The sequence below is a fragment of the Comamonas sp. genome (assembly GCF_036666375.1).
Classification (GTDB): domain Bacteria; phylum Pseudomonadota; class Gammaproteobacteria; order Burkholderiales; family Burkholderiaceae_C; genus Comamonas.
Genome location: NZ_JAVWWA010000179.1, coordinates 1 through 5,666, shown reverse-complemented (window position 1 = coordinate 5,666; position 5,666 = coordinate 1). Strand labels below are relative to the sequence as shown.

The window sequence follows — 5,666 nt, the reverse complement described above, 5'->3', positions numbered from 1 at the left end:
GCATGGCGGCTGGCCTTGCGGCCCTTGACGGCGCCCGCGATCTGGATCGCGCCCGAGAACAGCAGCAGCTTTTCGGTCAGCGTGGTCTTGCCCGCGTCCGGGTGGGAAATGATGGCGAACGTGCGGCGGCGCCGGGTCTCAGAAGCGTAGGACATGTACGGGTGGGTGGTCGCTGGCGGTGAGGCCGGCTGCAGTAAGGCGGACGGGTGCGCGCGGCGCTGATGCAGCGCCTGGCGACGGGACCCGAAGAAGACCAGGATTTTAGCGAGCGCGGCGCGTCTATGGGGAGCGGTGGGAATAAACGGGGCGCGGCGGCGCTGCCGCAGTCCGGTTGGCGTCCGACGCAGAGGGCCTCGATGATGACGGCGCGGGCGCTGGTTTTGACGACAGGGCGCTGTCTGGATTCGCTGGCATGGCGGGGTTTTGACTTCGATGACCATAAGGCCAGAGCGATGCGCGCGCCCCAACCGACGAGGAGCCTGTCCGATGAAGAACATATTAGCGCTGGCTGCCGCCCGAAAGGAACGCCTGGCGGCCCATTCATTCTTCGCGTGGATACGCGACGCGCAGGTCCCTCTGGAGATCAAGCTCGACATCGCGCCGATCATGGCGAACTTCGTCATGAACTTCCGCGACATGAACCTCTGGTTCATACGCTTCGAAGGCGCTGCCAACGCGTTCGAGCAGGTCATCAACGGCAATACCGACGAGGACGAGACCCACTCGCGTCTGTTCATCGAGGACTGGCGCAAGCTGCATCTCGACGACAAGCTCGGCTGGCGCGCGTCCGACGCGCTCTGGTGGCTGTTCCTCGCGCCCGAGACCGAGCCGTTTCGCGGCTATGCGTTCGACTTCGCCCGGATGACCGTGGCCGATCGCGGCGATCCGCTGCTGCGCTTCGCCCATTCGGAGGCCGGCGAGGCCTGCGGCAACGCCTTCTTCAGCGCCGTGAGTCCGCTGGCGGTCGAGTTGCGGCGCCAGACCGCCGTCGACTACCGCTATTTCGGCGACTACCACCTGCAGCGCGAGCAGGGGCATGTGATCGCGTCCGAAGGCGTGTTCGACCGCCAGGAACTGGACCCGCAGCGGCGCGAGAAGGGGCTGGCGCTGGCCAACGCGATGTTCGACATCTTCTTCGGCATGCACGACTGCTTCGACGACTATGCGCGCAGCTACGTCGGCCGCGGCGTGGTGCCGCAGCGCACGCCCGGCCGCCTGCCGCCCATGCGGCCCAGGCCCCAGGCGCAGCCGCCCCAGGCGCAGTCGATCGCGGGACGCCATGCCGAGGTGCAACGCGTGCTCGAGAGCCGCAAGGCGGCCACGGCGCGCCATCCCTTCTACGCCTGGCTGCAGGCCAGCGGCCCGCTGCCGCCGCTGCGCCGCCTGCAGCGCTTCGTTCCGATGTGGGTGATGGACATCATGGGCTATCGCGACCTGAACCGCTACGCGCTGCGCTTCAAGACGCCGCAGCAGGCCGACGAAGTGGCATTCAACCGCTGGGTGCAGGCGCTGGAGACCCACAGCGAACTGTTCCTCAATGACTGGGATGCCCTGGGCATGGACGACGCCCTGGGCTGGAGCGCCAGCGATACCCTGGAGTTTCTCTTTCTCGATTCCGGCACCGACCTGCACCGTGGCAACATCGCCAGATTCACCAAGCTTGCGCTTGCGCATGAATCGACGCCGCTGCGGTTCTGGCTGCTCGAGGCGCTCGAAGCCAGCGGCGAGGCCTTCTTTGCGAACACCCGCGAACTCGCGCTTGCCGTCGAGCGCGACTGCGGCCTGCGGCTCGACTACCTTGCCGACCGGCATTACCTCGCCCATGCCGAAGGCCAGGTCGACCCCGGGCGAAGCTATCCGTTCAAGAGCGAGCCGCTGAGCGCCGAGCAGGCGCAGATCGCGATCGCCATGGTCCACACCGTGTTCGATGCCGTCGATGCGCAGCTGAGCCTGTCGCTGGCCGTGGCCGCGCAGGACCGCTTGGGCATAGACCGCCGCGCCGCGGCCATGGGCCCGGCATGAACGCGCTGCCGCCGGGCCCGCGCTGGCTGCGACCGCTGAATTTCTTCCAGGCCGGGCTCACGCCGCCGGCGCCGGTGCTCGCGCGCCTGGCCGCAAGATATGGCGATCCGTTTCGCGTGTCCTACTTTTCGCGCCCCGTCACTTTCACCGGCAACCCCGAGGCGCTGCGCGCGATCTACACGGCCAGCCCCGACTGCTTCGATGTGTGGGGCGGGGGCTTCATCGAGCCGGTGTTCGGCGCGACCTCGGTGGTGGTGATCTCCGGCGACCGCCACCGGCAGGACCGCAATATCCTGGCGCCGGCGTTCACCGGGCCCGCGCTGCGCGCGGACGGCGAAACCATGGCCGCAGTGGCCGAAGAAAAGATGGCCCAGGTCGACGTGGGCCAGCCGTTTCGCATGCTCGACGTGACCCAGCGCATCACGCTCGACATCATGATCAGGGTGGTCTTCGGCATGCAGGACGCGGCGCGCATCACGCGCACGCGGGCGGCGGTGCTCGAGCTCATCGAGTCGCTGCATGTGATCCTCTTTCTCTTCCCGTCCGCGCGCCGCGTTCTGGGCGGCCATGGCCCCTGGGCCAGGAACCAGCGCGCGGTCGACGCATTGAGTGCGCTGCTGCGCGAGCAGATGCGCGAACGCCGCGCGTCGGCAGCGCTCGGTGCCGATCTGCTGGGCCGCATGCTGGCCGCGCGCTACGACGACGGCGCGGCCATGGACGATGCGCAAATCCTCGATCAGCTGCGCGGATTGCTCTTTGCGGGCCATGAGGCGACGGCCACGGTGCTCGCCTGGATCTTCTATTGGCTTGCGTGCGAGCCCGCGGTGGGCGCGCGCGTCGCCCAGGAAATCGCCGACCTGGGGCCCGCGCCCGCGCCCGAAGCGCTCGCGGCCCTGCCTTACCTCGAAGTGGTCTGCAAGGAATGCCTGCGCCTTTATCCGCCGGTGGTCGATCCGGCGCGCGTCGCGCGCGCACCGTTCGAGCTGCTGGGCTATACGATTCCCGCGGGCGAGGTGCTGCGCGCCTCGAGCGCGCTGCTGCATTCCCGGCCCGAGCTCTATCCCGAGCCCGGGCGCTTTCGGCCCGAGCGCTTCCTGGAGCGCAAGTACTCGCCGTTCGAATACATTCCTTTCGGCGGCGGTGCGCGCCGCTGCCTGGGCGCGGCGTTCGCCATGTATGAACTCAAGGTCGTGGTCGCAACCATCCTGCGCCGCCACAGTCTGCGCCTGCTCGGCACACAGCCGGTGGCGCACGCGCGCCGCGCGCTGAGCCTGGGGCCGCGCGGCGGCATTCCCATGGTGGTGCAGCGGCGGCGGGCGTGAATGGTCTGCGCGCTGCGCGAAGTAGTGTTGCGCCGCACAATCAGCAGGTCTGTCTTCCTCCTGCTCTGTTCATGTCTTCCCCAACAAGCGGCGCCGCGCCGCAAGCTTCCTGGGTCGTGCGCGGCTCGCCGGCCTATCGCCGCATCAGCGTGGCGCTGTTTCTCGCGGGTTTTGCGACCTTTTCGCTGCTGTACTGCGTGCAGCCGCTGCTGCCGGCCTTTGTCGCCCACTTCGGCGTCACGCCCGCGGCCAGCGCGCTGTCGCTGTCGCTGACCACGGGCTGCCTCGCGGTGTCCATCGTGCTCGCCGGCGCGCTGTCCGAAGGCCTGGGGCGGCGCGGGTTGATGTTTGTCTCCATGCTGCTCGCGGCGCTGTGCAATCTCGCGGCCAGCCTCGCCCCGACCTGGGAGACGCTTCTTGCGGCGCGCGCGCTCGAAGGCTTTCTGCTCGGCGGCGTGCCGGCCGTGGCCATGGCCTATCTTTCCGAAGAGATGGAGCCCCGTGGCCTGGGCTTTGCGATGGGCCTGTATGTCGGCGGTTCGGCGCTGGGCGGAATGCTCGGGCGCGTGGCCATGGGCGTGATGACCGAGTACGTCGACTGGCACATGGCGCTGGCCGCGCTGAGCCTGGTCAACCTGTGCGCGGCCATAGGCTTCTATCTGCTGCTGCCGCCATCGCGCAATTTCGTGCGCAAAACGGGCCTGGGCGCGGCCTACCATCTGCAGGCCTGGGGCCGGCATCTGGCCCAGCCCGGCCTGCTGTGGCTGTTCCTGATCGGCTTCGGCCTGATGGGCGTGTTCGTCAGCATCTACAACTATGTCGGCTTTCTGCTCGCCGGCGCGCCCCATGCGCTGAGCCCGCTGCAGATCAGCCATGTGTTCTACGCCTACCTGTTCGGCGTGGTGGCTTCGCCCGTGGCCGGCGCACTCGCCGACCGTTTCGGCCGCGCGCCCGTGCTGCTCGGTGGCGTGGCGCTGATGGCGCTGGGCGTGCTGCTGACCTTGATGACGCAGCTGAGCGCCATCGTGCTGGGAATCGCGCTGCTGACCATGGGCTTCTTCACCGCGCACTCGGTGGCCAGCGGCTGGGTGGGCCGGCTCGCCACGCAGGCCAAGGGCCATGCGTCGTCGCTGTACCTGCTGGGCTATTACCTGGGCTCCAGCCTGCTGGGCGCGGCCGGCGGCTGGTTCCTGCAGAACACGGGCTGGCCCGGGCTGGTGGCGAGCATGCTGGTGCTGCTGGCGGCGGTGCTGTTGCTGGCGCTGCGCGTGCGGCACCTGGCGCCCACGGCAAGGCCCGCTGGGCCTCATTAGGCAGGCCGTTCATCGTTCGACAAGCCCGGGACAAGCGCCGGCGGCCAGCATGCCGCCCGCTTTTTAGTACAATGCGTGCTTTCCGAGGAGCGTTGCAGCGCACCCCCGCACCATCCGGTGCCCGGCGGAGCGTGAGGCTCGGAACCCGCCTGTGACCTTCGGTCCGGCGTTAGCAACGACGCTCGCCCACGTCGTCTGTGCGGTGAGTGTCTTCCCCCCAGAGCGTGGTTTTGCCATCCGTAACGGAGAAAACCATGAACGCAGCTATCCCTCTGAACACCCTTGATTCGGCCATCGCCGACATTTCCCTGGCCAACTGGGGCCACAAGGAAATCCGCATCGCCGAGACCGAAATGCCCGGTCTGATGGCAATCCGCGAAGAATTCGCCGCCGCCCAGCCCCTCAAGGGCGCGCGCATCACCGGTTCGCTGCACATGACCATCCAGACGGCCGTGCTGATCGAGACGCTGCAGGCCCTGGGCGCGCAGGTGCGCTGGGCATCGTGCAACATCTTCTCTACGCAGGACCATGCAGCCGCGGCCATTGCCGACGGCGGCACGCCGGTGTTCGCGATCAAGGGCGAGTCGCTGGCCGATTACTGGGACTACACCCACCGCATCTTCGACTTCGGCCCCAAGGGCAGCGAAGGCGAAGGCCCGAACATGATTCTGGACGATGGCGGCGATGCCACCATGCTGATGCATCTGGGCCAGAAGGCCGAGAAGGACCTGTCCGTGCTGGCCAACCCCGGCAGCGAAGAGGAAGTCATCATGTTCGCCGCGATCAAGGCCAAGCTGGCCGTGGACGCCACCTGGTACACGCGCAAGTCGGCGCAGATCATAGGCGTGACCGAGGAAACCACCACCGGCGTGCACCGCCTCAACGAAATGTCGGCCAAGGGCACGCTGCTGTTCCGCGCGATCAACGTCAACGACTCGGTGACCAAGAGCAAGTTCGACAACCTGTACGGCTGCCGCGAATCGCTGGTCGACGGCATCAAGCGCGCCAC

5 protein-coding genes and 1 riboswitch are annotated in these 5,666 nt (G+C 67.9%); of the genes, 4 read left to right on the top strand and 1 reads right to left on the bottom strand.

The annotated features are described in order from the left end of the window. Positions 1 to 155 (bottom strand): GTP-binding protein (locus tag RR928_RS24015; protein ID WP_332684566.1); only part of this gene is annotated, 155 nt, incomplete at its 3' end. 331 nt (positions 156 to 486) lie between these two features. On the opposite strand from RR928_RS24015, the gene RR928_RS24010 reads away from it, so the two are divergent. The 4 genes from RR928_RS24010 to RR928_RS23995 all read left to right on the top strand — a co-directional run. Beyond that, positions 487 to 2,022: a hypothetical protein gene (locus RR928_RS24010; protein WP_332533849.1), complete on the top strand. Its 1,536-nt coding sequence runs from the start codon at positions 487 to 489 to the stop codon at positions 2,020 to 2,022. Then, positions 2,019 to 3,344, top strand: a complete 1,326-nt coding sequence (locus RR928_RS24005) for a cytochrome P450 (protein WP_332533850.1) — start codon at positions 2,019 to 2,021, stop codon at positions 3,342 to 3,344. Before RR928_RS24010 ends, RR928_RS24005 begins: the two co-directional genes overlap by 4 nt. 71 nt (positions 3,345 to 3,415) lie before the next feature. After that, positions 3,416 to 4,657 (top strand): MFS transporter, encoded by a 1,242-nt coding sequence (locus tag RR928_RS24000; protein ID WP_332533851.1) that lies wholly within the window; start codon positions 3,416 to 3,418, stop codon positions 4,655 to 4,657. Positions 4,658 to 4,735: 78 nt separating this feature from the next. Continuing rightward, positions 4,736 to 4,848, top strand: a riboswitch (S-adenosyl-L-homocysteine riboswitch). A gap of 63 nt (positions 4,849 to 4,911) precedes the next feature. Then, positions 4,912 to 5,666, top strand: a 755-nt coding sequence (locus tag RR928_RS23995) for an adenosylhomocysteinase (protein WP_332684562.1), incomplete at its 3' end; no start/stop codon positions are given.